The 25,598-nt window shown below is 68.6% G+C and carries 22 protein-coding genes; 15 read left to right on the top strand and 7 right to left on the bottom strand.

Annotated features, from left to right (window positions below; all coding sequences use genetic code 11):
- Nucleotides 1-4 precede the first annotated feature (4 nt).
- The 11 genes from HNR11_RS11950 (at nucleotide 5) to HNR11_RS11900 (ending at nucleotide 14,221) form a co-directional block, all read left to right on the top strand.
- On the top strand, nucleotides 5-1,339 hold the full coding sequence (locus tag HNR11_RS11950) for a cysteine desulfurase (RefSeq protein ID WP_343050669.1): 1,335 nt from the start codon (nucleotides 5-7) through the stop codon (nucleotides 1,337-1,339).
- Entirely contained in the window at nucleotides 1,339-1,797 is a 459-nt protein-coding gene (gene sufU, locus HNR11_RS11945; protein ID WP_179442570.1) for a Fe-S cluster assembly sulfur transfer protein SufU, read from the top strand. Before HNR11_RS11950 ends, sufU begins: the two co-directional genes overlap by 1 nt.
- Before the next feature lie 141 nt (nucleotides 1,798-1,938).
- Nucleotides 1,939-2,271, top strand: a complete 333-nt coding sequence (locus tag HNR11_RS11940; RefSeq protein ID WP_058889463.1) for a metal-sulfur cluster assembly factor — start codon at nucleotides 1,939-1,941, stop codon at nucleotides 2,269-2,271.
- A 126-nt stretch (nucleotides 2,272-2,397) separates the two neighbouring features.
- Nucleotides 2,398-5,346: a helix-turn-helix transcriptional regulator gene (locus HNR11_RS11935; protein WP_179442568.1), complete on the top strand. Its 2,949-nt coding sequence runs from the start codon at nucleotides 2,398-2,400 to the stop codon at nucleotides 5,344-5,346.
- A 235-nt stretch (nucleotides 5,347-5,581) separates the two neighbouring features.
- Nucleotides 5,582-7,153 carry a tyrosine-protein kinase domain-containing protein gene (locus HNR11_RS11930; protein WP_179442566.1) on the top strand — a complete coding sequence of 524 codons (1,572 nt, stop codon included), beginning with the start codon at nucleotides 5,582-5,584 and terminating at the stop codon, nucleotides 7,151-7,153.
- Entirely contained in the window at nucleotides 7,150-8,418 is a 1,269-nt protein-coding gene (locus tag HNR11_RS11925) for a hypothetical protein (RefSeq protein ID WP_179442564.1), read from the top strand. Before HNR11_RS11930 ends, HNR11_RS11925 begins: the two co-directional genes overlap by 4 nt.
- Nucleotides 8,415-9,158, top strand: a complete 744-nt coding sequence (locus HNR11_RS11920; protein WP_179442562.1) for a WecB/TagA/CpsF family glycosyltransferase — start codon at nucleotides 8,415-8,417, stop codon at nucleotides 9,156-9,158. The genes HNR11_RS11925 and HNR11_RS11920 overlap by 4 nt, the downstream gene beginning before the upstream one ends.
- Entirely contained in the window at nucleotides 9,158-10,117 is a 960-nt protein-coding gene (locus tag HNR11_RS11915) for a glycosyltransferase family 2 protein (protein ID WP_179442560.1), read from the top strand. The genes HNR11_RS11920 and HNR11_RS11915 overlap by 1 nt, the downstream gene beginning before the upstream one ends.
- Nucleotides 10,107-11,855: a lipopolysaccharide biosynthesis protein gene (locus HNR11_RS11910; protein WP_179442558.1), complete on the top strand. Its 1,749-nt coding sequence runs from the start codon at nucleotides 10,107-10,109 to the stop codon at nucleotides 11,853-11,855. The genes HNR11_RS11915 and HNR11_RS11910 overlap by 11 nt, the downstream gene beginning before the upstream one ends.
- Before the next feature lie 39 nt (nucleotides 11,856-11,894).
- Nucleotides 11,895-12,764, top strand: a complete 870-nt coding sequence (locus HNR11_RS11905; protein ID WP_179442556.1) for an ATP-grasp fold amidoligase family protein — start codon at nucleotides 11,895-11,897, stop codon at nucleotides 12,762-12,764.
- Nucleotides 12,761-14,221: a sugar transferase gene (locus HNR11_RS11900; protein ID WP_179442554.1), complete on the top strand. Its 1,461-nt coding sequence runs from the start codon at nucleotides 12,761-12,763 to the stop codon at nucleotides 14,219-14,221. Before HNR11_RS11905 ends, HNR11_RS11900 begins: the two co-directional genes overlap by 4 nt.
- A 95-nt stretch (nucleotides 14,222-14,316) precedes the next feature.
- Here HNR11_RS11900 and HNR11_RS11895 read toward each other — a convergent pair whose 3' ends face one another.
- Entirely contained in the window at nucleotides 14,317-15,003 is a 687-nt protein-coding gene (locus HNR11_RS11895) for an energy-coupling factor ABC transporter ATP-binding protein (RefSeq protein WP_343050668.1), read from the bottom strand.
- Between the two features lie 65 nt (nucleotides 15,004-15,068).
- Between HNR11_RS11895 and HNR11_RS11890 the strand changes: the two genes are divergently transcribed.
- Both HNR11_RS11890 and HNR11_RS11885 read left to right on the top strand, forming a co-directional pair.
- Nucleotides 15,069-16,667: an ABC-F family ATP-binding cassette domain-containing protein gene (locus HNR11_RS11890; RefSeq protein ID WP_179442552.1), complete on the top strand. Its 1,599-nt coding sequence runs from the start codon at nucleotides 15,069-15,071 to the stop codon at nucleotides 16,665-16,667.
- A gap of 95 nt (nucleotides 16,668-16,762) precedes the next feature.
- On the top strand, nucleotides 16,763-17,911 hold the full coding sequence (locus tag HNR11_RS11885; RefSeq protein WP_179442550.1) for a hypothetical protein: 1,149 nt from the start codon (nucleotides 16,763-16,765) through the stop codon (nucleotides 17,909-17,911).
- A gap of 3 nt (nucleotides 17,912-17,914) precedes the next feature.
- Here HNR11_RS11885 and HNR11_RS11880 read toward each other — a convergent pair whose 3' ends face one another.
- Genes HNR11_RS11880 through HNR11_RS11870 form a run of 3 tightly spaced genes read right to left on the bottom strand, consistent with a single transcriptional unit; the run spans nucleotide 17,915 to nucleotide 19,658 of the window.
- A complete protein-coding gene (locus HNR11_RS11880) occupies nucleotides 17,915-18,847 on the bottom strand; it encodes an SURF1 family cytochrome oxidase biogenesis protein (protein WP_343050667.1) in 933 nt (310 codons plus the stop codon).
- Nucleotides 18,844-19,122: an acetone carboxylase gene (locus tag HNR11_RS11875; protein ID WP_179442548.1), complete on the bottom strand. Its 279-nt coding sequence runs from the start codon at nucleotides 19,120-19,122 to the stop codon at nucleotides 18,844-18,846. The genes HNR11_RS11880 and HNR11_RS11875 overlap by 4 nt, the downstream gene beginning before the upstream one ends.
- The gene (locus tag HNR11_RS11870; protein ID WP_179442546.1) at nucleotides 19,122-19,658 is read right to left on the bottom strand and encodes a DUF3099 domain-containing protein; all 537 of its coding nucleotides are present in this window, start codon (nucleotides 19,656-19,658) and stop codon (nucleotides 19,122-19,124) included. Before HNR11_RS11870 ends, HNR11_RS11875 begins: the two co-directional genes overlap by 1 nt.
- 155 nt (nucleotides 19,659-19,813) lie before the next feature.
- Here HNR11_RS11870 and HNR11_RS11865 point away from each other — a divergent pair, with 155 nt between their 5' ends.
- Nucleotides 19,814-20,521, top strand: a complete 708-nt coding sequence (locus tag HNR11_RS11865; protein WP_058889109.1) for a beta-ketoacyl-ACP reductase — start codon at nucleotides 19,814-19,816, stop codon at nucleotides 20,519-20,521.
- Nucleotides 20,522-20,591: 70 nt separating this feature from the next.
- A complete protein-coding gene (locus tag HNR11_RS11860; protein WP_179442544.1) occupies nucleotides 20,592-21,353 on the top strand; it encodes an SDR family oxidoreductase in 762 nt (253 codons plus the stop codon).
- Here the strand turns inward: HNR11_RS11860 and HNR11_RS11855 are convergent.
- The 3 genes from HNR11_RS11855 to HNR11_RS11845 form a co-directional block, all read right to left on the bottom strand.
- Complete coding sequence (locus HNR11_RS11855) at nucleotides 21,350-22,429, bottom strand: M48 family metalloprotease (protein WP_179442542.1); 1,080 nt, start codon at nucleotides 22,427-22,429, stop codon at nucleotides 21,350-21,352. The two genes, HNR11_RS11860 and HNR11_RS11855, sit on opposite strands and share 4 nt — an antisense overlap.
- Before the next feature lie 48 nt (nucleotides 22,430-22,477).
- On the bottom strand, nucleotides 22,478-22,819 hold the full coding sequence (locus HNR11_RS11850; RefSeq protein ID WP_179442540.1) for a BlaI/MecI/CopY family transcriptional regulator: 342 nt from the start codon (nucleotides 22,817-22,819) through the stop codon (nucleotides 22,478-22,480).
- A 141-nt stretch (nucleotides 22,820-22,960) separates the two neighbouring features.
- Nucleotides 22,961-25,528, bottom strand: coding sequence for a DNA gyrase/topoisomerase IV subunit A (locus HNR11_RS11845; protein ID WP_179442538.1), 2,568 nt, complete (start codon nucleotides 25,526-25,528; stop codon nucleotides 22,961-22,963).
- Between the last annotated feature and the right edge of the window lie 70 nt (nucleotides 25,529-25,598).

Genomic DNA, 25,598 nt, shown 5'->3' with positions numbered 1-25,598 from the left:
AGTGTTGAATCCAGACACCATCAGGGCTGACTTCCCGCTGCTGGGCCGCACGGTCCGCGGCGGGAAGCCCCTGGTGTACCTGGACTCCGGGGCCACCGCGCAGAAGCCGCAGCAGGTCATCGACGCCGAGTCGGGGTTCTACTCCCAGACCAATGCTGCGGTGCACCGCGGGGCGCACCAGATCGCCGAAGAGGCCACCGAGGCCTACGAGACTGCCCGTGAGACGGTGGCCGGCTTCCTCGGTGCCGACACCGATGAGATCGTCTGGACCAAGAATGCCACCGAAGCGCTGAACCTGGTGGCCTACGGCTTCCTCAATGCCAGCCTCGCCGCCGCGGCGGGACCTGCCAGCCCCGCCTTCGAGGCGGTCAGCGCGCAGGCCCGGTCGCGCTTCGCGCTGACGCCCGGGGATGAGATCGTGGTCAGCGAGGCTGAACACCACGCGAACCTGGTGCCCTGGCAGCAGCTGGCCGCGAAGACCGGCGCCACCCTGCGCTGGATCTCGGTCACCGCCGAGGGGCGCCTGGATCCGGAGAGCTTCTCGGTGATCGGGGAGCGCACCCGGGTGGTGGCCATCACCCACGCCTCCAACGTCACCGGGGCGATCACCGATGTCCCCGCGCTGGTGGCCCGAGCCCGAGCCGTGGGTGCCTACGTGGTGCTCGACGCCTGCCAGACCGCCGCGCACATGCCGGTGGACTTTCATGGCCTGGACGTCGACTTCGCGGCATTCTCCGCCCACAAAATGGTGGGACCCACCGGCGTGGGCGCCCTCTACGGCCGTGCCGAGCTGCTCCAAGACCTGCCGCCCTTCCTCACCGGAGGGTCCATGGTGGAAGTGGTCACCATGGAGTCCACCAGCTTCATGCCCCCGCCGCAGCGCTTCGAGGCCGGGACCCAGATGGTGGCTCAGGTGGTGGGCTTCCGCGCCGCGGTGGAGTACCTCGGTGCCCTGGGCATGGACCAGGTGGCCGCCCATGAGCAGCAGATGACTGAGCTGCTGCTCGAGGGCATCGCCTCGGTGCCCGGGGTCCGCGTGCTGGGACCCCCAGATGCCACGGATCGGCTCGCCGTCGTCGCCTTCGAGGTGGACGGGGTGCACCCGCACGATGTCGGCCAGGTGCTCGACGACGCCGGGATCGCCGTTCGGGTGGGCCACCACTGCGCGCAGCCGATCCACCGTCGGTTGGGCGTGCATGCCTCTGCCCGAGCCTCTGCCGGGGTCTACACCACCGCGGCCGATGTCGAGGCCTTCATCCAGGGGCTGCACGAGGTCCGCAGGTTCTTCACCCCGTCTGAGGTCGTCGGCGGGCGCGCACCGAGAGGGGTCTCCCGCTGATGGCCGACGCGATGGAACAGCTCTACCAGCAGGTCATCCTGGATCATGCCCGCGCGCGCCAGGGCGCCGGTGAACTCCTCGACTATGGCGGGGAGTCCTTCCAGATCAACCCCACCTGCGGGGATCAGGTCACTCTGCGGGTGAACCTGGATCCAGCAGGAGAGACGATCCTCCAGCTCGGGTGGACCGGAGAAGGATGCTTCATCTCCCAGGCCTCGCTCTCGGTGATGCACGAGCTGGTCACCGGGCACCCGGTGACCCGCGCCGAGGAACTCGGCGGGTACTTCCGGGACCTGATGGCGGCCCGCGGGAAGGAACTCGATGCCGTGCGGCAGGAGGCCCTCGAGGATGCCTCGGCCTTCACCGGTGTGGCACGCTATCCGGCACGGATCAAATGTGCTCTGCTGGGATGGATGGCGCTGCGCGACGCCCTGGTTCAGGCGCGCGGCCGGGCATAGACCCGAAGCCGACACGGTTGAAACCGGCAGAAGCTGCCACGCCCTGACACCACAGCCAGCCGCAAGGCTGCGGCAACACCGCCTGAGATGACACGCAAGCCCCGCACAGATGCAGAGAACTTCGAAGGAAAGGAGCGCACCATGAGTGACGCGCCCGCTGCGGCTCAGACGCCGCTGGAAGACGTCGAGGAAGCCCTCAAGGACGTGATCGACCCGGAGCTCGGGATCAACGTCGTGGATCTGGGCCTGCTCTATGGCCTGAACTACGCCGAGGACGGTGCCCTGCTGATCGATATGACGCTGACCACCGCCGCCTGCCCGCTCACCGATGTGCTCGAGGAGCAGGTCGGACAGCATGTGGGCAGCCTGGTCGATGAGTGGCGGCTCAACTGGGTCTGGATGCCGCCGTGGGGCCCGGAGAAGATCACCGACGACGGTCGGGAGCAGATGCGCGCCCTGGGATTCAATATTTAGATTTGAACTAAATCTTCCCGTCAGGCGTTTTCCTGGGAAGAACCGTGACATAAGCTGTGCCGAAGCAGGTGGCATCCATGTCTGTACCCTGAAGCGGACAGGGTGCCACCTGTGACGGGAGCTTTGATGTCGAGATTGACCACGTTTCTGGGCCGGGAGTCCGAGCTGGCCGCGATCACCGCGGCCGCCTCTGCCGTCCGTGCGTCCGGGGAGCCGCGATTCATACTGATCGAGGGGCACCCGGGCGTCGGGAAGACCGCCCTGCTCAATGAAGCCGTCTCCCGGCTCACCGGCTGGTCGCGAGCCAACGTCTACCTCGACGCCGCAGATCAGGAGAGCCCCGGATACGCCGCCACCCATCTGCTGCGCAAGAAGCAGCGCCTGCGAGCCCCCACCGAGAAGGCCGGGCTCGCCGCGCTGATCCAAGAACAGGCCGATGGCATCACCGAACCCGTGGTGCTGGTCATCGAGGACCTGCAGTGGATGGACTCCCTCTCCGCGGACGTGATCTATCAGACGATCCGCGAGGTGGAAGACGTGCCGATGCTCTCCCTGGTCACCGGACGCCTGAGCACACGCCCAGAGCTGCTGCGTCTGACTCGTTACACCCAGACGGCCGGAGAGGCGCAGCGCATCGTGCTGGAGCCCTTCAGCCGGGCCGAGCTGCGCGCCCTGCTCCAGCGCGAGACCGGACTGCCGATCAGCAGCAACGTCGCCGGCCGGGTTCACGAAGGCACCGGCGGTCTGCCGGCATTCGTGAACTACGTGATCGAGAAGCTCACGACCCAGGAGGAGGCAGTCAGTGCCGCCGCCCTCGACGCGGCGCTGCGGGATCTGGAGAAGGGTCAGGGCCCTGCGAAGACCCAGCGGCTGCTCATCCGGCAGGTCGCCGAGGAGGCCCCCGAGGACGTACGGCGTGCGCTCGGCCTGCTGGCCCTGGCCCGGTACCCACTCGCCGTGCACGAGCTGCGCGAGCTGCTCGGGACCGACACCCTCGATGTTGAGGCGCTGCGGGAATTCAGCCTGGTCCAGGAGTCGATGAAGTCCGGGCGGTTCTCCCTGCAGCATCGGATCTTCGCCCGGTGCCTGGTCGCGGATCTCCCCCGGGAGCAGAAGGTCGACCTGCACATGCGTCTGGCCCGGATGGAGGTGGGCCTCGCCTCGGTGCGCCATCAGGCCCATGCGGCGCTGCTGGATCCTTCGGTGGCGGATCGCCCGGCGATCGTGACAGGGCTGAGCGATGCCGCGAGTCTGGCCAGCCGGTCCGGTGAGACCGCCGAGACCTTGGAGCTCTTGCGGCTGGCCTTCGAGGTCGAACGCTCAGGCGCCACGCTGGAGGCGCTGGCCTTCGCTGCGCTGCGAGCCGGCACCTGGATCGACATCGAATCGACCAGCAGCTGGATGCACACCCACGATGACATCCATCCAGTGCTGCGCCGCGGGGTGCTGGCCCGCGAGAGCCTCATGCGAGGTGACCTCGAAGGCACCCTGGGCTTCCTGGCAGGGGGACTCGATCTCGCCGCCGCCTCGCCCAAGGCGCTGCTCTCCTATGCGGACACCGTGCTGCAGGCCTCCCGCATGGCGGGGCTGCGCGGGTCCTACTGGCACCTGTTCAAGGTTGCCGAGCGCACCGTCGAAGCCCTGGCGAGCCTGGAGGCGCAGCTGGCTGCGGCGGAACCGATCCAGGACACGGCAATCACGGCGCCCGAGGAGCTGCTGGCGGAGGCCCGAGGGCTGCGCGCGAGCCTGCAGCTGTGGCGTCTGCTCGAGGGGATCGGCGACGCCGAACAGCCACACTCGTTCTCCAGCGAGGTGGAGGTGCTCCTGGAGGACCTCCGTCGGGTCCCGGGCACGGAATCCGCCCAGATGCTGCTGCTGGTGGCCCGCGGAGCGCTGCTGCGCACCGCGGGACATCCCACCGAGGCGTACGCGGACCTGATCACCGCCATCGAGAACTGGCCCGGACGCAATCGCCGGGCACTGGCCCAGGCGCAGATCCACATGACCTACCTGCTCTTCGAAGCGGGACTGTGGGGTGAGGCGCAGTCCTTCGCGGAGTCGGCAGCCTCCGAGGTGCTGGACATCACCGAGGACAACATCGCGCCGATGGCCTTCAACGCCGCGCACCTGGTTCCCGCCGCGCGCGGTCACCGCGAGGAGCAGGACTGGCCCTTCGATCTCCGGGCCCATATCGGCCGCATGACCGGCACCAGCCTGGGCAAGGCCGGCTGGGGGTTCATCGAGGCCTGGGGAGCCACCTCCGCCCAGGACCACGAGCGGGTGGTGAGCAGCGTGCTCGCGCTCCAGGTCGAGCTGAACATCTGGTCCCGAGCGATCACCCCCGCGGTGCTCCTGGGCCGCTCGCTCTTCCATACCGGCCGCGCACAGGCGCTGCCCGCCCTGATCACCAAGATCCGCGGCGAGGAGCACTCCGCGTCGGTGCAGCGTGACTACGTGCTCCGGCACCTGCGCGGACTCTCCGCCCTGGGCGCGGGCAAACACCCGGCGGCCTATGAGTACCTCAGTGCCGCCATGTCCACGGTCTCAGGGATCCCGTCGCTGAAGTCCACGCATGTGCCCGGCGACGGCGGGGCGCTGAGCATCTACCGGGGTCTGCTCGCACTGGACCTGGGTCACTGTGTGCTGCTCGGCATGGAGTCCCTCCAGGAGAAGGTGGGCGAGGCTTCAGAATGGGTGCTCTGGGCCGCCTCGATGTTCCAGAGCTGCGGAGCCGAGGGCCTCTTCCACCAGGCCGACGAGGTGTTCCGGGCGCTGCGCAAGCCGGGCTCGGGCGCCAGCGCCGGCAGCGAGCGGCTGCGCATCATCGATCTGCCCGAGGGGCTCAGCTCCAAGGCCCGTTTCGCGCTCAGCGCGCTGACCACCCGGGAACGCGAGATCGCCCTGATGGTGGGTCAGGGGCTCTCCAACAAGGATGTCGCCGAGGAGCTGGTGCTCTCGGTGCGCACGGTGGAGTATCACGTCGCCAATGCCCTCGGAAAGCTGGCGCTGGAGTCCCGCCATGCCCTGCGGCGCATGCTCCAAGGTGAGGATGAGGGCGACCTGCGCTCCGCCTGAATCGCCTCGACGTCCTGCCTCTGACCTGGGCGACTTGATGATGCAAGCAATTTCAGCGTTCGCACCACGGGGAATCACGGGTATTCCCCGGTAGTCCCTGCGGGGGTTCACCCACCACTGTGACGCCCGGCACTCGTCCCGGCCTAGCGTGGTCAGCACACCGTGAGAGACGCCCCTCCGTCCAGGGGCGTCTCACCCGGTGACTACTGACCATGCACCGGGAAAGTTGTCACTCATGAATATGCACGACTATGTGCGCATCTGCCGTCGGCGATGGGCCTCGATCCTGCTCACCCTGCTGATCGCGCTCGCTGCGGCCGCGGTGATCTACCCCTTCCAGCCGACCACCTACGCGGCGACCACCAAGATCTACGTCTCCGCCGCCTCCGGAGAGAACCTCGAGGAGCTCCAGCAGGGCAGCGACTTCGCCGAACAGCGTGCCGGGACCTACGCAGACCTGGTGACCACCCCCGCAGTTCTGGGACCGGTGATCGAGGAGCTGCGGCTGCCGATGGCGAGCTCTCGGCTCGCTGAGGACATCGACGCAGAGGCGCTCGGGGGCACCACGCTGCTGGAGATCACTGCAAGCGCAGACACCGCAGCGGCAGCCGCGGACATCGCAAACTCCACGGTGACCAGCCTTCAGGAGCTGGTCAACGAGATCGATCGTCCGGTCAGCGGCGCCGCGAGCGATGCCGTCCCGCTCGTCGAGCTCGCAGTGGTCCAGGAGGCGGAGGTGCCGACGCGTCCGGTGAGTCCCCGGCTCGAGGTGACGCTGGGGATCGGCCTCGCGGTGGGTCTGGTGCTCGGCCTGGGCCTGGCGTTCCTGCAAGAAGCCCTCGACACCGCGGTCCGCACCCCACCCGACCTCAAGGACCTCGTCGAGGCACCCCTGCTGGGAGTCATCCGACGGTCCAGGGCCAGCTCGGGCAACAGGCAGCGTTCGGCGCCGGGGCCCGCAGAGTGTGCAGCGTCCTTCCGTGAGGTGCGCATGCGGCTGATGTTCGGAGAGACCCACGGGTCCCCGAGCTCCTACGTGGTCACCAGCTCCCTGGAGCGTGAAGGCCGCACCACTGTGGCGCTGAACCTGGCTCGGTCCCTGGTCGAGGGCGGTCGCCGGACGCTGCTGATCGGAGCGGACTTCGCGAACCCTGACCTCGTGCAGCAGCTGCGCGCCGGACGGTCCCAGAGGGGCCAGATCCGAGACCTGACCCCAACGGGGCTGACCGAGGTGCTCTCGGGCAGGGCCTATCTCGAGGACGTGATCCTCCGAGACGCCGAACCCGGGCTCGACGTCGTCCCCGCCGGTCGCAGAACCGATCAGCGCCTGGAGGCCACTCGCCTGGACTCCATGGCGGGGATGCTGGAGACCTGCGCAGAGACCTATGACGTCACCATCATCGACACTTCCGCCCTGCTGAGCTCCTCCGACGCGGCGCTGCTCGGTCAGATCACCACCGGAGTCATCGTGGTGGCCCGCTACGGCGAAGTCACCCGGGCCCAGCTGAGCACCGGACTGGACCTGCTGGCCCGAGCCCGGGCACGGATCGTGGGCGTGGTCTTCACCGGGGTCCCACGGCGCGGCCCGGACCGGCTCCACGATGCTCACCCGCCGACATCACGACGCCGGCGCTCCGCACGCGGCCCGGCCGAGGTCGAGGCCCCCGAGTCTGATCCGCAAGCCCACTCGCAGCGGCCCGGACACTCCGCCGCCCGGCGTCGTCGGCTGCCCGACGGCACGCTGGCGCTGTCTCAGTCGACTCCGCGCGCAGCGAGCAGCCTGCGCCTCCCGCAGGACAGGGGGTGATCGGGAGCATGCTGACCACCCCGCTGGTGCCTGCGAAGAACCCGATCACCGACCACGAACCTACGCACCGCACGGAGATCCCGGAGGCGCTGCAGAAGCTGCTGTGCCTGCTGCTCATCGGTGGTGGGCTGGTCAGCGTCGGCTTCGTCGGTGAGTTCTCGCCGCTGCCGATGACCACGCTGCTCGACGTCTGGGTGCTGCTGCTCGCCGTATGGATCCTGTTTCGCGGTCGGATCCAGTCCTGGGTGAGCCTGCTCCTGGTCCTGGGGTACCTCGCAGCGCGCGGCCTCGCCGCGATCTCGGTGGACCCCCCGCTGCTGGATCTGCTGCAGGCGCACCGCTGGCTGGTCTACCTCGCGGTCTTCGCGCTGGCCCGAGGCCACCGATGGAGCAGGCCGGAGCTGCTCACCCGGCTGGCATGGTGGCTGGTCGGACTGGCCACCGTGAAGTCGGTGCTGACCGCGCTCACCCTGGGTCTGGATGAACGTCCCGGACTGTTCCTGGAGAACAACTTCGAACTGGCGCTCTTCAGCGGCACGGCAGCGGTCATCCACCGCAATGACCCGCGCAATGGGATCCGGCTGATCCTGCTGCTGGGTCTGCTGACGCTGCTCTCCGGGTCCCGCAGCGGCGCCCTGACCTACCTGGTGCTCGTGGCCTTCGCGCTCTGGAGCGTGAGCACCCGGGATGTCTTCCTGCGCTACCTGGCCATGCTCACCCCGGTGGTCGCCGTCGTCGTCCCCTGGGTGATCTTCGCAGGCCGGGCCGCGGAGTCCGAGGTGATCGATCGGGTGAGGTTCCTCGAGGTGTTCCTCAGCGAGGTCCAGCGCTGGCAATGGCTGGACTGGACCTTCGGGACACCACCGATCACCCCGCTCTCCCCGCAGGGCTGCGCCTCGCTGGCCTACTACGACGTGCTGTTCTCCTCCGCAGGGGACGGCCAGTGCTACTCGGTCATCCTGCACTCCTTCATCCTGCGGCTGCTCTACGACGGCGGCTTCCTGGCCCTGCTCATGGCGCTGCTCCTGCCGCTGGTGATCATGCGCCAGGCCCGGGTGCCCTGGGGCCTGACCCTGACGCTGCTGGCGATCGCGGTGATCAACAGCGCCTCGGTCAGCGGCTTCAACAACCCCTATGTGGCTCTGCCGATCCTGCTCGCGGTCCTCACAGCTGGACCCCGCGAAGCAGTCGACCCCGCAGCCGCTCAACGACCTCTGGCTCCGTTCCGTGCACCGTCGCTTCATCCACAAGGAGATCTCCGATGACTGTCATCCCGTCCCTGAATGTTCCTCTGCTCGGCGTCGCCGTCACCCCGCTGAACCGCGCGGAGCTGCTCGCCCATATCCGCGACGCGGTCCAGGAGGGCCGGCGGATGCTGGTCGCCGGGCACAACCTGCACTCGGTCTACCTCTGGTACAGCCTGCCGGAGTTCCGCGACTTCTATGACCGCGCCGGAGCCGTCGTGGTCGACGGGATGCCGCTGCTGGCCCTGCTGCGGATCGGGCAGCGCGCGCCGCTGCGCACCGAACACCGCATCGGGTCCACCGACTGGCTCGACGGGCTGGCTGACCTGGAGGGGATCCAGCGCGTGACGCTGCTCGGCGGCACCCCGGCGGCGAGCACAGCGGTGCTGCGGCACCTGCGCTCATTGGGCGGAGACGTCGCCTGGCAGGGCATCCCCGGTGACCCGTGGCGGGCCGAGGATGTCGATGAGGTCGCCGAGGAGATCCGGGCTCACGATCCCCAGGTGCTGCTGATCGGGATGGGCATGCCGCTGCAGGAACGCATCGCCGATCAGCTCGCCGCACGTCTGGACGTCCCGGTGATCGCCACGGTGGGCGGAGCCTTGGACCAGCTGGGAGGTACCCAGTCGCTCGCCCCGCGGCGACTGGGCACCATGGGCCTGGAATGGGCGTGGCGGCTCGCCACCGACCCGCGCCGGCTCGCCGGGCGCTATCTGCTGGAACCCATGAAGCTCGCCGCGCTGCTGATGTGGAGGGCCTGATGAGCATCACCACCTCGGCCTGGACGGAGACGACGCACCAGGTCCCGTTCACCGCAGAGCTCGACGACCGCCCCGAGTCCACCCCGCCGCGCACGCTGACCGCGATCATCCCCACGGTGGGGCGCCGCTCGCTGAAGCGGGCGGTCGCCTCGGTGTCGCGCCAGACCTGGCCCACCACAGCGCTGGTGGTGCTGGATCGGCCGGAGAACGCCGCCAGCGTGGAGAAGCTGCTGCAGGGACTGCCGCACCTGCTGGTGGTCAGCCCCGGCGGGCTGGGCGGGGCGGGCGCGCGGAACCTCGGGGTGCGCAGCGCGCGCACAACTCACGTCGCCTTCCTCGACGACGACGACGAATGGGTCTCGGAGAAGGCCGCTCTGCAGATGGCGGTGGCCGGGGAGGACACCGTGGTCAGCTCACGGTCGCTCCTGGTCGGCTCCACGAGTCGCGTCGTGCCGGAGCGGCTCTACCACTCCGAGGGAGACCAGGCGGTGCCTGTGGTCGACTACGTCCTGGACCGGTCCACCCTGCGGCTGCGTCGGCACTTCATGCAGACCTCATCGCTGCTGTGCAGCCGCGACACCGCCCTGCAGGTGCCATGGAACCAGGACCTGACCCGGCACCAGGACTGGGACTGGCTTGCCAGGCTTGAAGCAGCAGGCAAGACCCTGAGGATGCTGCCCGAGGTGCTTGTGCGGGTGCACCAGGGCAGCACCGGTTCCATCTCGCGCAGCGCCGACTGGCAGGCCAGTTCGCGCTGGCTCGACTCGGTCGGTCCGGGGCTCTCGGACCGCTCCCGGGCAGACTTCCTCACTTCGGTGGTGGCGCGCGGCGCCTTCGCCTCCGGGGCGTGGAACCAGGGCCTGCGGCAGCTCGCCCGAGGGCTGCGGGCACGCCCGCACGCTGCCGCCGTGGTGCTGGCAGTCTCCGGAATGTTGAGAGTGGGCGGGCATGGCTCCTGACGCTTCCATCCCGGGTTCCACTGCGCTTGATCCCGCCGCCTCGGGTGCTCCCCGACCTGGACCGCAGCGCAGCTGGGCCGCGATGTTCCTGCGCACGGCTGGGTTGCGCGTGGCAGTGCTGCCGGTCAGCGCGCTGTGCGCACTGACCACCGCGGGACTCACCGTGCACTACGCGGGGGTGCTGGCCTTCGGGTTCATCACCCTGGTCGCCCAGCTGCAGCTCGCCCTGCCATTCGCGGATCTCGGCATGGGGGCAGCGGTGGCCCGCGCGGTGGCCCGCGCCGATGGTTCGGCCAGCGGAGCAGAGACAGTCCGGGTGCTGATCCGGCGCACGGCCCTGCTGCTGGGCACGGTGGGCATGGTGGGGGCGGCGGGTGCGGTGCTGAGCGGGATCTCCGGATTCTGGTCCGGGGTCTTCGATGTGCCCGAGGCCCTGGCCGGGGAAGTGGATCTGGTGATGAGCCTGGTGCTCGCGGTGTTCTTCCTGAGCCTTCCGCTGGGGATCGCTGAACGAGTCCTCATCGGCCGCGATCGCGCCGATGTGCTGGTGCTGCTGGGACTGATCCCCTCGGTGGGGAACCTGCTGGTGGTCCTGGCGCTGGGGCAGCTCGGGGTCCCCGTGGCCTGGTTGGCTCTGGGTCTGCCGCTGAGCACGCTGAGCTTCCTGGGACTCTGCGGCTATCTCGCCTTTGTCCATCCGCGCATCGGCCTCCGAGGGATCACCGGTCCGGGCCACCCGCAGGGAGCGGCCCCGGGACAGCCGGCTCCGGCAGGGAAGGTGGTGCGCGATGAGACCTCGATCCGGCTGATCCTGCTCGGGGGACTGCCGGTCCTGCTGTCCACTGCGGGGATGGTCCTCTCCGAGCAGCACGGACGGCTGGTGCTGGCCAGTGCGGGCACAGCCCTGGACCTCAGCGAGTACGCGATCGCACTGCAGCTCTACATGCCGATCTACTCGGTGCTCTATATGGCAGCCACGGTGCTCTGGCCGCGCTTCGCAGTGGCGAAGGATCCGCAGCTCTGGAGACGAGCCAATCTGATGCTCACCGGGCTCGGCTTCGGAGCGGCCCTGGGTTATCTCAGCTTCGCTCGCCCCGTGGCAGATCTGGTCTCCGGAGGCAGCCTGGTGCCGTCCTGGGGTGTGGTGCTCGGGCTCAGCGCGGCGCTCATCGCGCAGTCCGCTCACCTGACCCAGGTCAACCTGTTCACCGACCGTGCTGGCTTCTGGCGCCAGGCCGCCATGTCCCTGGCGCTGCTCGGGATCGTGGTCCCCGGGACCCTGCTTGGAATCCGGCTGGGACTCGGCGCCGCCGCCCCCGGCGTCTCGATGGCCCTGGGGGTGACGCTGGCGCAGGTCATCCCGGGACTGCTGCTGGCAGCCCGGCTGCTGCGAGTCGAGGCCGCAGAATCGGCGCCTGGGTCGCCGGTGACGCGGTCCTCGACCGGCACCGCCGAGGCGCCGAGCTCCGCATCCCCACGGCACCCCAACGAGCTTGCTCATCAGACTGACCCTGCTGAGCAGGCTGAGCCCGCTGATCAACCTGAGCCTGCTGATCAACCTGAGCCTGCTGATCAACCTGAGCCTGCTGATCAACCTGAGCCTGCTGATCCAACTGACCCTGCTGATTCCACCGAGCCATCCGATCCCACCAGCCCCGCCGGCAAGGCGTCCACCGCTGCGGCATCCGGCGCCGCGCAGACCCATGACCGTTTCCTCACGCCTGCTCAGCAGGCCTGACCTTGAAAGGCAATCACCATGCACCCTTCAGCTCGCAGAATGTTGACCCCCGTTCCGGATTCGATCCTGCGTCAGGTCATGTACCGCCGTCGCTTCGGTCGCTGGGGGGACTTCAAGACTCCGGCGCGGTTCACCGAGTTCCTCACCCAGCGGATGCTGCGCGATCGCAGCCCGGAGATTGCGTGGACCTGCGATAAACGCGCGATGAAGGCCTACGCCGCGGAGCACACCCCCTGGATCAACGTGCCTGACACGCTGTGGCACGGGACCGACCTGGACCAGCTCGACCTGGCGAGCCTGCCGGACCAGTGGGTGATCAAGCCGAATCACCGCAGCAAGGCGGTGCACTTCGGAGATCGCAGCACCACCCTGGATGAGCTGCGCAGGGTGACCCGAGGCTGGCTCCGACCCTACGACCGGATCGCCGTGGGGGAGTGGGCCTACAGTCAGGCCCGCCGTGAACTCATCATCGAGCCCAGGATCGGCCAGGGAGTTCCGCTGACTGACTACAAGATGTTCGTCTTTCACGGTCAGCTGCGCGTGCTGCACACCGATTGCGGACGCTTCACCGAGGAGTTTCAAGAGGTGTTCTACGATCCGGACTGGAATCCGCTGGACATCTACCATGGGGCACCACTGGGACCAGTCACCCCAAGGCCTGAGAACTTCGAGTCAATGGTGCTGGCCGCCGAGGCTCTGGGGGCGGGATACGACTATATGCGAGTGGATCTGTACAACGTCGACGGCGAGATCTGGTTCGGCGAAATGACGCCCTACCCTTCGGGCGGGATGGATCCCCTGAGCCCCGACTCAGTGGATATCCAGATGGGCGCCTGGTGGGCGGGTTTCGACACCGTCCGGAACGACCCCCCAGGTGGTGCCGCGAAGATCAAAGAGGCCCGGCCATGAGCGTGCAGATCAGCCCGATCAGTCTCAGCAACGCTGCCGCGAGCCACGACTGGATGACGGCACCTGCCGGTCCAGCCTCGGCACGGCAGTGGCAGCGAGGCTACGCCAGACGGCTGGCGCTGACGGATCTGATCCTGGCATCAGGCACACTGGCGGCGGTGCATTGGCTGGCGCTGCCCGAACTGTCCGTGCTGAGCACCGCGGTGCTGCTGGCGCTGTGGCTCACCGCGCTGGGGGCCGCACGGTCTCGGGACTGGCGACACATCGGGGCGGGCGTCACGGAGTACCGCCGGGTGCTCGTCGCCTCGGTGACCAGCGCGGGACTCTTCTTCGCGACCCTGGTGGCCCTGAATCTGCCCACCCCGCGTGAGCATCTGATCTGGTCCCTTCCCATGGGCGTCCTGAGTCTGCTGCTGGGCCGCTGGGTGTGGCGACGGGTGCTGCAGCGGAAGTGGCGGTCTGGCATCTGGACCCACCGGGCCGTGGTGGTGGGACATCCGGGAAAGATCAACCACGTGGTCTCCGCCGTCCAAGGTGCGACCTCCTGCACCGGAACGGTGGTGATCGCCACGCATCCCGTCCGGGGGGATCTGACCGGCGGTGATGCCGCAGCCCGGGAGCGCCTGGTCGCCCAGATCGTGGATGTGGTCACCAGCAGCGCAGCGGACCTGGTGCTGCTCACCGAGACCGACCTGCTCTCTGCGCAGGCGGTGCGGGAACTGGGATGGGCTTTGGATGCGCTGGACGTGAACCTGGTGGTGGTGCCCTCGCTCACCGAGACGGCCGGCTCGCGGATCAGCTCCCACATGATCGCTGGAGTCCCGCTGCTCCACGTCGCCTACCCGCGGCTGACCGGACGTGCCCGGATCCTCAAGCGCAGCTTCGACGTCCTCGTCTCAGCGCTGGCGCTGCTGATGCTCGCACCTGGGCTGGCGATCATTGCGGTCTGCGTGCGCCTGGACAGTCCTGGGCCGGTGCTCTTCCGGCAGGAGCGGGTGGGGATCAACCACTCCCGGTTCTCGATGCTGAAGTTCCGATCCATGGTGGTCGACGCCGAGCGGTATCTCTCACTGCTGAAGGACCGCTCCGAGGGCAATGAGGTGCTCTTCAAGATGCGCCGGGATCCGCGGGTCACCCGGGTGGGGGCGGTGCTGCGCCGGCTCAGCCTGGACGAGCTGCCGCAGTTCTACAACGTGCTGCGTGGGGAGATGTCCGTGGTGGGTCCGCGACCGCCGCTGCCCCAGGAGGTGGAGGCCTACGACGACACCGCCCACCGGCGGCTGCTGGTCAAGCCCGGGATCACCGGACTGTGGCAGGTCACCGGACGCTCGGACCTCTCCTGGGAGGAGAGCATCCGACTGGACCTCTACTACGTGGAGAACTGGACGCTGCTCGGAGACATCCAGATCGTGCTGCGCACCGCACGTGCGGTGTTCGGCGGGACCGGCGCCTACTGACCCTGCACCCGCTGACCCTGGCGTCGGCCGACTCTGCGCCGTCTGACTCTGACGCCGGCTGACTTCAGCGACCTGTGCCTCGGCACCCTGCCGTCTCAGGCGCCGGCGACCTCGCGGTAGCGTGCGATCGCCGGGGCCGGTGCGTCGTCGGCGATCAGTCGGCCCTCCTCGAAGACCAGCACGCGTTCCGCCCGTGCGGCCAGCTGCAGGTCATGGGTGGCCACGATCATCGGCGCCTGAAGCCCCATCAGCAGCTCGGTGAACTCCACGGTGCTGCGCAGATCCAGCAGCGTCGTCGGCTCATCGGCGAGGACCAGCTCCGGCTCCGCGGCCAGGACACCTGCCAGCGCGACCTTCTGGCGCTCGCCGGAGGAGAGGTCGTAGATGCTGGAGTTCTCCCTCTCACCGAGCCCCATGGTGTCCAAGATCTCACGGCTGCGCGCGCGACGCCGGGAGGCGGAGCTGATGCTGCGGCGCATCGAGAACGCGATGTCCTCACCGACCACCGGCATGATCAGCTGGGCCTGCGGGTTGGCGAAGATGAACCCCGAGCGCACACCCGCCGGGCTGAGCTGGAGCGATCCCTGTGTGGGGGCGACCAGGCCGGCGATCAGGCGCAGCAGTGTGGACTTGCCCGACCCGTTGGCGCCGATCACGGCGATCCGATGCTGAGACAGGGACAGGCTCAGCGGGTGCAGGATCCGGCGTCGCCCGCCCTCGGCGGTGTCCACGTCGAATGCGACGGCATCGAGCGTCGTCGTTACACTAGAGAGGCTGTCCACCCCACCCACCCATCTTGCATTGTCAGGCCGGCGAGAACGTCTCGGCCCGAAGGGAATCTGCACCGTTGATCAGCGTATCCAATCTTGAACTCCGAGCAGGCGCGCGCCTGCTGATGGACGAGGTCAACTTCCGGATCGACTCCGGGGACAAGGTCGGGCTCGTCGGTCGCAACGGTGCCGGCAAGACCACGATGACCAAGGTGCTTGCCGGGCTGACCCAGCCTGCCGCCGGTCATGTAGAGCGCCGCGGCAGCATCGGCTACCTGCCGCAGGACCCCAAGATCGAGGACATGGAGCAGCTCTCCCGGGACCGGATCCTCTCCGCCCGCGAGCTCGACGTGATCAGCGCGAAGATGCGCGCCGCCGAGCAGGACATGATGAGCACCGATGACGCCGTGCGGGACAAGGCCATGGCCCAGTACGGGAAGGTGCAGACCCGGTTCGACGCCGCCGGCGGCTACTCTGCGGAGGCCGAGGCCGCGATGATCTGCAACAATCTGGACCTGCCGGAGCGGATCCTCTCCCAGCCGTTGAAGACCCTCTCCGGTGGTCAGCGCCGCCGTGTGGAGCTCGCCCGGATCCTGTTCTCCGACGCTGACACCTTGCTGCTGGATGAGCCGACCAACCACCTCGACGCGGACTCCATCGTGTGGCTGCGCGATCACCTGCAGAGCTACGCCGGAGCGGTGCTGATGATCTCCCATGACGTGGACCTCATCGAGTCCACCGTGAACAAGGTCTTCTACCTCGACGGCAACCGCACCACCCTCGATGTCTACAACATGGGGTGGAAGAAGTACCTGGTGCAGCGCGATCAGGACGCCGCACGGCGCAAGCGCGAGTATGCCAACGCGGAGAAGAAGGCCAGCCAGCTGCGCTTCCAGGCCGAGAAGATGCGCGCCAAGGCCACCAAGGCTGTGGCGGCTCAGTCCATGCTCAAGCGCGCGGACCGGATGATGGCCGGGCTCGAGGGTGAGCGCGCCGCCGAGCGGGTCGCGAACATCCGCTTCCCCGCGCCGGCCTCCTGCGGCAAGACCCCGCTGATGGCCGAGGGACTCTCGAAGTCCTATGGGTCGCTGGAGATCTTCAACGGGCTCGACCTGGCCATCGACCGGGGGTCCCGTGTGGTGATCCTGGGTTATAACGGCGCGGGCAAGACCACGCTGCTGCGGCTGCTCGCCGGTGCCGCCGAGGCCGACGCCGGCCGGGTCATCTCGGGTCACGGGCTCAAGCTGGGATATTTCGCCCAGGAGCACGACACCCTGGACACCGAGAGCTCGGTGCTGGAGAACATGAAGACCGCCGCTCCGTTCCTCAATGACACCGATCAGCGCAAGATCCTGGGCTCCTTCCTGTTCTCCGGGGACGACGTGAGCAAGCCTGCCGCAGTGCTCTCCGGCGGTGAGAAGACCCGCCTGGCGCTGGCCTCGCTGGTCGCCTCCAGCGCCAACGTGCTGCTGCTTGATGAGCCCACGAACAACCTGGACCCGGCCAGCCGCGAGGAGATCCTCGCCGCGCTGCGCACCTATGAGGGCGCCGTGGTGCTGGTCAGCCACGATCCGGGCGCGGTCGAGGCGCTGAGCCCGGACCGGGTGCTGCTGCTGCCCGACGGTGAGGAAGACATCTACACCAAGGAGTATGAGGATCTGATCACGCTCGCCTGAGCGGTGCCTTTGGTGGTGTGACCCGGGGCTTCCCAAAGGACTCCACGGATCTTTCGATGCTGGTCAGCGGCGCGCGCCGAGGCTAGGCTCACCGGATGGCCCTGACTCCTGACTCGCTGCTGGCCGGCCCGCGCGGCCGGAGGCTGTGCCTGGAGTTCGCTCTGGCCTCGGAGCGTCACCTTCACCCGGAGTCGTTGCGACTCGCCGAAGTGGCCAATGAGGCCGCAGAACCGTTCGAGCCCGGTGATCTCAAGAGTCGTCGCTACCTCGGCAGGACCCTCTTCGGACGCAGGACGCCGCCGCGCCCACCAGCTCCGCAACGTACCCCGGTCGACGTCGCCGCGGCGCTGGATGACACTGATCTGGCAGATTCCACCGAAGACCTGCTCCGGTTCGTCCTGGGCGATGTCGTCGCTTTCGCACGGTACTGGCAGGAGCCGGAGGGATCTGACCTGCTCGCCGCGACCGCTGAACTGCGTGATCCGCTGTTGCGCGTGGCGACCCACATCCTCGCCTCTCCTGCCGCAGCCTGGTGGGACCAGGACGTCGAGCTCCACGACCAGGCCTGCGTGCAATGGCCGGACATCCCTGGCTTTGAGCTGGCGGGGGAGCCGCCGACGGTGCTGCTCAGCTGGCGCGAGGAGCAGGACTCCATGGAACACCGGGCGCTGCGAGTGCGGCGCGCGGACCCCACCGCAAACTGGAGCGGGGAGTGGTGGTCGCGTCCGCCCGAGCGGCTGCTGCGCAGCGTTCCTCGTTTCTCAGACCAGGCTCCTGTGGTGCTCTACCTGGTGGAGGACGGTTTCGGCTGGGAGACGGCCCATACCCGGCGGCTGTGGATCCCGAGGTCCCCGCGGGTCTTCGAGGTCCACACAAGCGAGGACTGGGCGCAGTTGTGTCGAGACTTCCCTCTGGAGGTCACCGGTGAGAAGCGCCATGACTGGTACCGCACCACCGGTCGCTCCGGGCGGTGGGTGATCCCCGACTGGCAGGCGGTCGCCCAGCAGTACGACGGCGTGCACCTCAGCGTCGCCGGATACCTCAGTGCGGCAGGCCGGGCCATCGACATCGACATCGACGCCGAGACGGCGAGCGTGATCGCCGGTTGGAACCCGGGAGAGACCTGGTGGCTCACCGCAGGCCCGGGTCTGGGCACCGAACTGACCCATTGGCAGTTCGAAGAGTCTCTGCACTGGCGGCAGGTGGAGTCCTGCGCACAGGAGGAGTACCCGCCGGCGGGATGAGCCTCAGCGGTGCAGCCGCTCCTCCACCCAAGCGTCCTCGAGATCCTCGTCCGAGAGCTTGCCGGTCTTGATCCGCTGCCGACGTCTGACCTCGCGGACCCGGTTCTGGGCCGGGGCGGAGGAGGCGGCATGGACCGGTGCGCCCTCGGCGCCCTCGGCATGGTGCGGCTCGCCGCCGATCAGCGCTTCGGCCTCCTCATAGTCCCGATTCCGGGCGTGGATCCGTGCAGCGTAACCCCAACCGATGAAGCCGAGCAGGCCGAAGGTGATCCACTGCATCGAGTAGGACAGATGCGGTCCCTCATCCTGAGAGGGCCGGATCAGCTGCCGCGGCGCCACCTCAGGGGCCGGAGACTCCTCCGCCATGAGCCCATAGCCGCCGGTGAGCAGGTCGTAGCCGAGCTGGTCCTGGTATTCTTTCAAGTCGATCGACGCCAGCTGGCCCTCGGGTGCGCCCCGGTTGATCTCCGGCTCCGCGGGGCGGATCCGAGCAACCAGGTCCACCTCACCCTCCGGAGGATCCGGGTTCAGCGCGGGCTGGGAGCCGTCGGTGCTGTCGGTGGGCAGCCAGCCGCGGTCGATGACGACGACGTCGTCCGTCCCAGCCACGGCGAAGGGGACCACCGATTCGTAGCCCACGGAACCGCTGTGACCTCGGTTGCGCACCAGCCGGGAGTCTTCGGTCAGGTACTCCCCGCTGAGCTCGACCACCGTCCACTCGTCCTGGTCCTCGGCGGCCTCGAAGAGTTCCCGGGCCTCGGCGTAGGGGATCGGTTCCTGGTCGTAGTTGTCCACGATCCGGTTGATCTCCTCCAGGGCGACCTCGCGGCGATCGATCTGCCACTGACCCAGAAACACGCAGGCCACGGCGAAGAGCACGCACATGCCCAGCCAGCCCAGCCAGGTGGGGGTGAGCAGGAAGCGGTAGCGGTTCACGTCTGACTCCGCCCGGGCGGATCTTCGGCCGTTCCGGGGGCAGGTTCCAGCGCTTCGGTGCTGCGCCAGAAGAGCCGCTGGGTGAGGTAGTTCTCCAACCAGGGGCGGTGCTCGTCACAGGCCAGCCAGACCTTGCGCCGCTCGGGCTCGTGGATCTTCGGGTTGTTCCACAGCACCTGCCAGGCCGCGTCGCTGCGGCAGCCTTTTCGGGAGCACTGCGGGTCCTGGGGTCCGGGCTGCGCGCCGTCACCGCCCAGGGCGTTCAGCAGATCCATCAGCGGTGCGTGTCCTGATCGTCGAGGGGCTCGGGTGCGGGGTCCTGCGGTGTCTTCGCGGAGTTCAGCGGCTGCTCAGTGCCGCGAAGGTGCTCCGTGTCGCGAGGCTGCTCCGTGTCGCGCGGGTGCTCAGGCCCGTCGGGCTCCACGAGCTCCCCGGAGATCACCTCGGCCTCGGCGACGCCGTTGGAGTAGCCGCCGTGCAGCTCGGGCTCGTCCTCTTCCCACCACTGCCGGTCCGCCTCCGGGTCGCCTTCTTCATGCGCGGTGCCCAGCAGGGCGGGGGAGTCCAGGTCCTCAGACTGACGGCGCCCCATATACCGATCGGCGCCCACGTTCGCCGTGGTGACCGCGACGTAGGGCAGGACCACCGCGGCCGCCAGGAGCACCCAGGTCATCCAGTTCTGCAGGATCACCGCAAGGATGAAGCACACCATACGGATGCTCATCGACACCGCATAGCGCACCATTCTCGAGTGCTGCTCATCACTGTGCTTCTGGGGAGCATCAGTGATCGAGTGGACCTGGTCGCTCACCGGTTCATTCTAGGGGCCCAACCTGGTGGCTCACGGCGATGTGACGCGACGGTCACATAGCGGCTGGCATAGGCTGGGTGCAGAAGCCCTTTCGTGTCGATGGCGCCGCTCCCGGCGTGTGCCCTCGTGCACCCAGACCCGTAACAAGGAGACTCATGACCGCACGCAGCGTACTGATCACCGGTGGCAATCGTGGCATTGGCCGCGCCATCGCCGAGGCTTTCATCGCCAACGGGGACAAGGTCGCCGTCACCACGCGCAACGGTGACGCCCCTGATGGTGCACTCGGAGTCGCCGCAGATGTCACCGATGCGGCCTCCGTGGATGCCGCCTTCACCGAGGTGGAGCAGGCCCACGGCCCGGTGGAGATCCTGGTGGCCAACGCCGGGATCACCCGCGACACGCTGCTGATGCGGATGAGCGAGGAGGACTTCACCGAGGTGCTCGACACCAACCTCACCGGAGCCTTCCGGGTGCTCAAGCGCGCCTCCAAGGGCATGATCCGGATGAAGAAGGGTCGGGTCGTGCTGATCTCCTCGGTGGTCGGGCTCTACGGCTCCCCGGGACAGATCAACTACGCCTCTTCGAAGTCCGGGCTGATCGGCATGGCCCGCTCGCTGACCCGGGAGCTGGGCAGCCGGGGAATCACCGCCAACGTGGTCGCTCCCGGCTTCGTGCGCTCGGACATGACCGACGAGCTGGACGATGCCACGCAGGCCAAGTACCTGCAGAACATCCCTGCGGGGCGCTTCGCCGAGCCCACCGAGGTGGCCTCGGTGGTCCGCTGGCTCGCGTCTGAGGAGGCCGGTTACATCTCCGGCGCCGTGATCCCGGTCGACGGCGGCCTCGGGATGGGGCACTGAGACCCGCCCGGGCAGGCACCGGTATTTTTCAAAGAACGCATCAGGCACAAGCAGAACTGAGGACACAGCCATGACAGAGCAGGACCTCGCCGGCATCGGCGCCATCATCACCGGATCCTCGCGCGGCATCGGTGCCGCCACCGCGACCCTTCTGGGGGCTCGGGGCGCCGGCGTCGTCGTGAACTACCGGCAGAAGGCGCCACGGGCGAAGAAGGTCGTGGCGGGCATCGAGGGGGCCGGTGGCCGGGCGGTCGCCGTAGGTGCCGACCTCACCGAGGCCGCCGGCGCGCAGGCCCTGGTGGACGCCGCGGTGGAGAACTTCGGCGGGCTCAACCTGCTGGTGCTCAACGCCTCCGGCGGCATGGAGTCCGGCCGGGGAGAGGACTACGCGCTCAAGCTCAACCGGGACGCCCAGGTGCAGATGGTGCGCACCGCGATCCAGGTGATGCCAGCGGGGTCACAGATCGTGTTCGTGACCAGCCACCAGGCGCACTTCATCGAACAGACCGCCACCATGGACGCCTATGAGCCGGTGGCGCGCTCCAAGCGCGCCGGTGAGGATGCGCTGCTGGAGCTCATCCCGGAACTCGACGCCAAGGGCATCACGCTCACCGTGGTCTCCGGGGACATGATCGAAGGCACCATCACCGCGACCCTGCTCGAGCGCGCCGAGCCCGGTGCGCTCGAGACCCGCCGTGAGGCGGCCGGAAAGCTCTACAGCGTCGAGGAGTTCGCCGCAGAGATCGCCGCGCTGATCGGTCGCTCGGATCTGCCACAGGGCCACACCGAGCTGGTCGGCGGGGCAGAGGACTTCCTGGCCGCCAACGGCTAGGGTCCCAGCAGCAGCGCCGCGGTGGGCACGCAGACCAGCGCCGCGACGATCAGCAGGATCCCGCCCAGCGCGGGACGGCCCAGCGGTTCCGGCGGGACCAGCAGCCGGCTCAGCCGGGCCGTGGTGATCAGCGGTGAGGGCTCCAGCGCTGCGCTGAGCGTCTCTGCGGGCTCCGTGGCCCCTGCGCCCTCCGTGTGGCCGCCTGGGGTGCTCTGGTCCGGCGCTGCGTCCGGCCGGGCATCACGTCGGACATCGCGGTGTTCCTGACCGGCAGAGCTCAGCGCCAGCGCGCGCACCAGATCCTCACGCTGGTGGGCGCGCAGGGCGCCGTCGTCGGCGAGCATCTCGGTGAGTTCGGTGACCGCGGCGCGGCCGTGCCGGGTGGTCGGCAGCCAGGGCAGCGCCCGGTACCAGGCCTCGAAGGCCATGGTCAGGAAGTGGTGGCGCTGCTGCAGATGTGTCTTCTCATGGGCTACGACGGCAGCAAGCTCGCCCTCCGAGAGCTGGTCCAGCAGTCCCCGGGAGAGCACCGTGACCGAGCCGGAGTGGGTGCGACCAGGCAGGCAGTAGGCCAGTGGCGCGTCGTGTTCCAGGACATGGGCGTGGATGAGCTCCGGAGAGAGCTTGAAGTGCCGTCCCAGGGCTGCTGCCTGGTTCCCGTCCACCGGGGTGGAGAGCAGCCGCACCACGTCTCGGTGCCGCCGGCGCTGCCCCAGGACCCGCACATAGGTCAGCAGCAGGGTCAGCAGCAGGTGGCACCCCAGCAGCACGCCGAGGCAGAGCGCGAAGATGTGACCGGCATGGACCCCCAGCGCCGGGAGGGCGCCGAAGTCCGCGGCGGCCGAGAGGCGCAGCACGTGCCAGGCCGCAGCCGGGACCGAGTCCCCGAATGGGCCGAGCCCATAGACGATCGGCGCGCCCACCATGGAGAGCCCGCCGGCCAGGGCGATCGCCTGCCAGAGCAGCATCGCGGCCCAGGGGGAGCGGGTGCGGAACCTCGCCTGGCTGAGCACCCGGGGCACCGGAACGGCCAGGGCGAAGGCCAGAGCGGCCAGGCAGAGCGCGAGAATTGTCACCGGATCAGTTTAGTCTCCGGAGCCGATGTGGATTCGGCGGCTGAGCGGTTATCTCTGCAGCAGACGACGCAGCGCGGCGGCCTCGGACTCGGGGATGCCCCCGATGAACCGGGCCAGCACTGCCTCGCGGTCTCCGGCAGTGCCCAGCACCTCGTTGAGCATCTCCACGGTGTGCTCCTCCCGGGAGGCCACCGCGGTGTAGCGGTGCGGCCGGGTGGAACGTTCCCGTCGCACCATCTCTTTGCGCTCCAGGCGAGAGAGCACCGTGAGTACGGTGGTCACCGCGAGGTCCTCGCCGAGACGATCCCGCACGTCATTCGCGCTGAGGGATTCGGCGCTGTCCCAGAGCAGGCTCATCACAGAGCGCTCCAGTCCTCCGAGGGTGGCCATGGGCAGGTGCTCCTTAGTGCTGTGACACGTCGATGAAGCTGGTGCGAGCACGCGATGAGACGGTCCCCGGTCAGCTGATGGGACCAGAATACTCCTGCCGAGCCTGTGATTTCTACACGGTGTAGTAATGGTGTGTCATGGTCACCGCACAACGGCGGCGGAGAGCGCCTCGGGACTGGAGGCCACGGCGTCAACGCCACGCTCCAGCGGGATGCCGGACCCGTCCCGACGCGCCATCTCCGAGGGCAGGATCCGCGCGGCGCCGGTGCGGGCCGCGCCGAGCGCCGGCCCGATCCCAGCCCAGCCCAGCTTCAGGTGGTCCTCTCCGCGCATGAAGCGGTGCGCCCGCACACCCGCGGTGCCGCGGCCCTTGGCGGGGAACTCGGAGAAGTCGGTGAGCTTGATGCTGCCGGATTCGAAGCCCTCCAGCGGGGCGTCGCCGCCGGCGAGGGTCACCACCAGAGCGCTGGAGACCGGCCGCTGCGACGGGTCCCCGCTCGGCTCGCCTTCCCCGGCGTGTTCCTCGGATGCATCTGCGGGCACCACGGAGAAGCCGATCACGGTGTCCTCAGGGGCCAGCTTGATCCCGAGCATCCCGGCGGCGGTGCGTCCCTGCGGACGTACCAGGGAGGCGCCGAAGCGCAGCAGCTGGGCGCCGGCGGTGATGAAGCAGAGCTGGTCGGCGTCCTCGGCGGCCACCGCGGCCCCGATGACCCGGTCCTGGGCGCGTCCCTCACCCTTGAGCGAGATCACCTCCCAGTCGTCACGATTCAGCGGGTAGTCCGGGTTGACCCGCTTCACCCTGCCCTGCGCGGTGCCCAGAGCGATCACCGCGTCCAGCGGGACGAAGGCGAGCAGCTCCTCGTTCTTCTCCAGATGCAGGAACTCCCGGGCCTTCACGCCCTGGTTGAGGTTGACCGCGCCGGAGGACATCTCCACGGCGGGCATGTCCACCACCGGCACCCGGATCATCCGGCCCGCGGAGGTGACCGCGCCGATCTCCCCGCGTGCGGTGGTGGGCACCACTGAGGTCAGCGCGTCGTGGCGGGCACGGCGGGTCGGGTGCACCAGGGAGGAGCGGTTGGTGGTGCGGGCCAGCTGGCCGGAGCTGGAGAGCACCGCCCAACAGGGGGCGTCGGGGATCTGCAGGCTGGACCCGGCGGAGGGGGCTGCCGGGTCAGGCTGGGCGGTGACCGCGGGGGCGGCCTCGGCGTCGAGCAGCTCGGTGCGCCGATCGTCGCCGTACTTCGCGGCCACCTCGTCAAGCTCATCGGCGACCAGGCTGCGCAGCCGGGTCTCGGAGCCCAGGATGGCCTCCAACTCCGCGATCTCGGCCTCCAGGCGTTCCTTCTCCTGCTCCAGCTCCAGGGAGGAGTAGCGGGTCAGCTGGCGCAGCCGCAGCTCCAGGATGTGATCGGCCTGAGCCTGGCTCAGGTCGAAGATGGTCATCAGCCGCGACCGGGCCGCCGCGGTGTCCTCTGCGGCGCGGATGATCTGGATGACCTCGTCGATGTCCAGGATCGCGATCAGCAGACCCTCGACCAGATGCAGCCGGGCCTGGCGCTTGCGCAGCCGGTAGGCGCTGCGTCGGCGCACCACATCCAGCCGGTGGTCCACATAGACCTGCAGCATCTCCAGCAGGCCCAGGGTGCGCGGCTGCCCGTTGACCAGGGCGACGTTGTTGATCCCGAAGGAGTCCTCCAGCGGGGTGTGCCGGTAGAGCTGGGCGAGGACGGCCTGCGGGTTGAATCCGGCCTTGAGCTCGATGATCATCCGCAGCCCATGCTTGCGGTCGGTCAGGTCCAGGACGTCGGAGATCCCGGTGAGCTTCTTGGCCTGGGCGGCGTCCTTGATCTTCTCGATGACCTTCTCAGGCCCGACCATATAGGGCAGCTGGGTCACCACGATCCCGGTCTTGCGGGCCGAGACCTGCTCGATGGAGACCTTCGCGCGGGTCTTGAACGAGCCGCGGCCGGTGCGGTAGGCGTCCCGGATCCCTTCCAGCCCCACGATCCGACCGCCCGAGGGCAGGTCGGGGCCGGGGATGTGCTCCATCAGGTCCTCGAGGGTGGCCTCCGGGTGCAGGATCAGGTGCTTGGCGCCGCTGATCACCTCGCGCATATTGTGCGGGGCCATGTTCGTCGCCATCCCCACCGCGATCCCGGAGGCCCCGTTGACCAAGAGGTTGGGGAAGGCGCTGGGCAGCACGCCGGGCTGGGTGAGCTGGTTGTCGTAGTTGGGCTCGAAGTCCACCACATCTTCATCGAGGTCCGCCGTCATCGACAGCGCCGCGGCGGTCATCCGGGCCTCGGTGTAGCGGGGCGCGGCGGGCCCGTCGTCGAGCGAGCCGAAGTTGCCGTGGCCGTCCACCAGCGGCAGGCGCAGCGCGAAGGACTGCGCCATCCGGACCAGGGCGTCATAGATCGCGGCATCACCGTGCGGGTGCAGCTTGCCCATCACCTCGCCCACCACGCGGGCCGACTTCACGTGGCCCTTCTCGGGGCGCAGACCCATGTCCGCCATCATGTACAGGATCCGGCGCTGCACCGGCTTCAGACCGTCCCGGGCGTCGGGCAGGGCTCGCGAGTAGATCACCGAATACGCGTATTCCAGGAAGGAGGTCTCCATCTCCGCGGAGACGTCGATGTCGATGATGTTCTCCTCCGGGGTGACCGGGGGAGTGTCGGCGCTCTTGGAACGGCGGGCCATGGCGGGTGTGCTGGTCCTGTATCTCTCGGGGGCAGGTGCAGGCCTGGAGCTGCCGAGCAGCGTGATCAGG

The sequence above is a fragment of the Nesterenkonia sandarakina genome (assembly GCF_013410215.1).
Taxonomy (GTDB): domain Bacteria; phylum Actinomycetota; class Actinomycetes; order Actinomycetales; family Micrococcaceae; genus Nesterenkonia; species Nesterenkonia sandarakina.
Note: the sequence above shows the minus strand (reverse complement) of the source record. Positions and strands in the feature narration are given on the sequence as shown.

What these genes read in the sequence shown, in the direction of transcription:
- HNR11_RS11845 (WP_179442538.1), bottom strand. Translation starts at nt 25,528, where the DNA reads ATGGCCCGCCGTTCCAAGAGCGCCGACACTCCCCCGGTCACCCCGGAG.
- HNR11_RS11850 (WP_179442540.1), bottom strand. Translation starts at nt 22,819, where the DNA reads ATGGCCACCCTCGGAGGACTGGAGCGCTCTGTGATGAGCCTGCTCTGG.
- HNR11_RS11935 (WP_179442568.1), top strand. Translation starts at nt 2,398, where the DNA reads ATGTCGAGATTGACCACGTTTCTGGGCCGGGAGTCCGAGCTGGCCGCG.
- HNR11_RS11920 (WP_179442562.1), top strand. Translation starts at nt 8,415, where the DNA reads ATGACTGTCATCCCGTCCCTGAATGTTCCTCTGCTCGGCGTCGCCGTC.
- HNR11_RS11930 (WP_179442566.1), top strand. Translation starts at nt 5,582, where the DNA reads ATGAATATGCACGACTATGTGCGCATCTGCCGTCGGCGATGGGCCTCG.
- HNR11_RS11905 (WP_179442556.1), top strand. Translation starts at nt 11,895, where the DNA reads ATGTTGACCCCCGTTCCGGATTCGATCCTGCGTCAGGTCATGTACCGC.
- HNR11_RS11915 (WP_179442560.1), top strand. Translation starts at nt 9,158, where the DNA reads ATGAGCATCACCACCTCGGCCTGGACGGAGACGACGCACCAGGTCCCG.
- HNR11_RS11875 (WP_179442548.1), bottom strand. Translation starts at nt 19,122, where the DNA reads ATGGATCTGCTGAACGCCCTGGGCGGTGACGGCGCGCAGCCCGGACCC.
- HNR11_RS11885 (WP_179442550.1), top strand. Translation starts at nt 16,763, where the DNA reads ATGGCCCTGACTCCTGACTCGCTGCTGGCCGGCCCGCGCGGCCGGAGG.
- sufU (WP_179442570.1), top strand. Translation starts at nt 1,339, where the DNA reads ATGGCCGACGCGATGGAACAGCTCTACCAGCAGGTCATCCTGGATCAT.
- HNR11_RS11865 (WP_058889109.1), top strand. Translation starts at nt 19,814, where the DNA reads ATGACCGCACGCAGCGTACTGATCACCGGTGGCAATCGTGGCATTGGC.
- HNR11_RS11940 (WP_058889463.1), top strand. Translation starts at nt 1,939, where the DNA reads ATGAGTGACGCGCCCGCTGCGGCTCAGACGCCGCTGGAAGACGTCGAG.
- HNR11_RS11910 (WP_179442558.1), top strand. Translation starts at nt 10,107, where the DNA reads ATGGCTCCTGACGCTTCCATCCCGGGTTCCACTGCGCTTGATCCCGCC.
- HNR11_RS11860 (WP_179442544.1), top strand. Translation starts at nt 20,592, where the DNA reads ATGACAGAGCAGGACCTCGCCGGCATCGGCGCCATCATCACCGGATCC.
- HNR11_RS11900 (WP_179442554.1), top strand. Translation starts at nt 12,761, where the DNA reads ATGAGCGTGCAGATCAGCCCGATCAGTCTCAGCAACGCTGCCGCGAGC.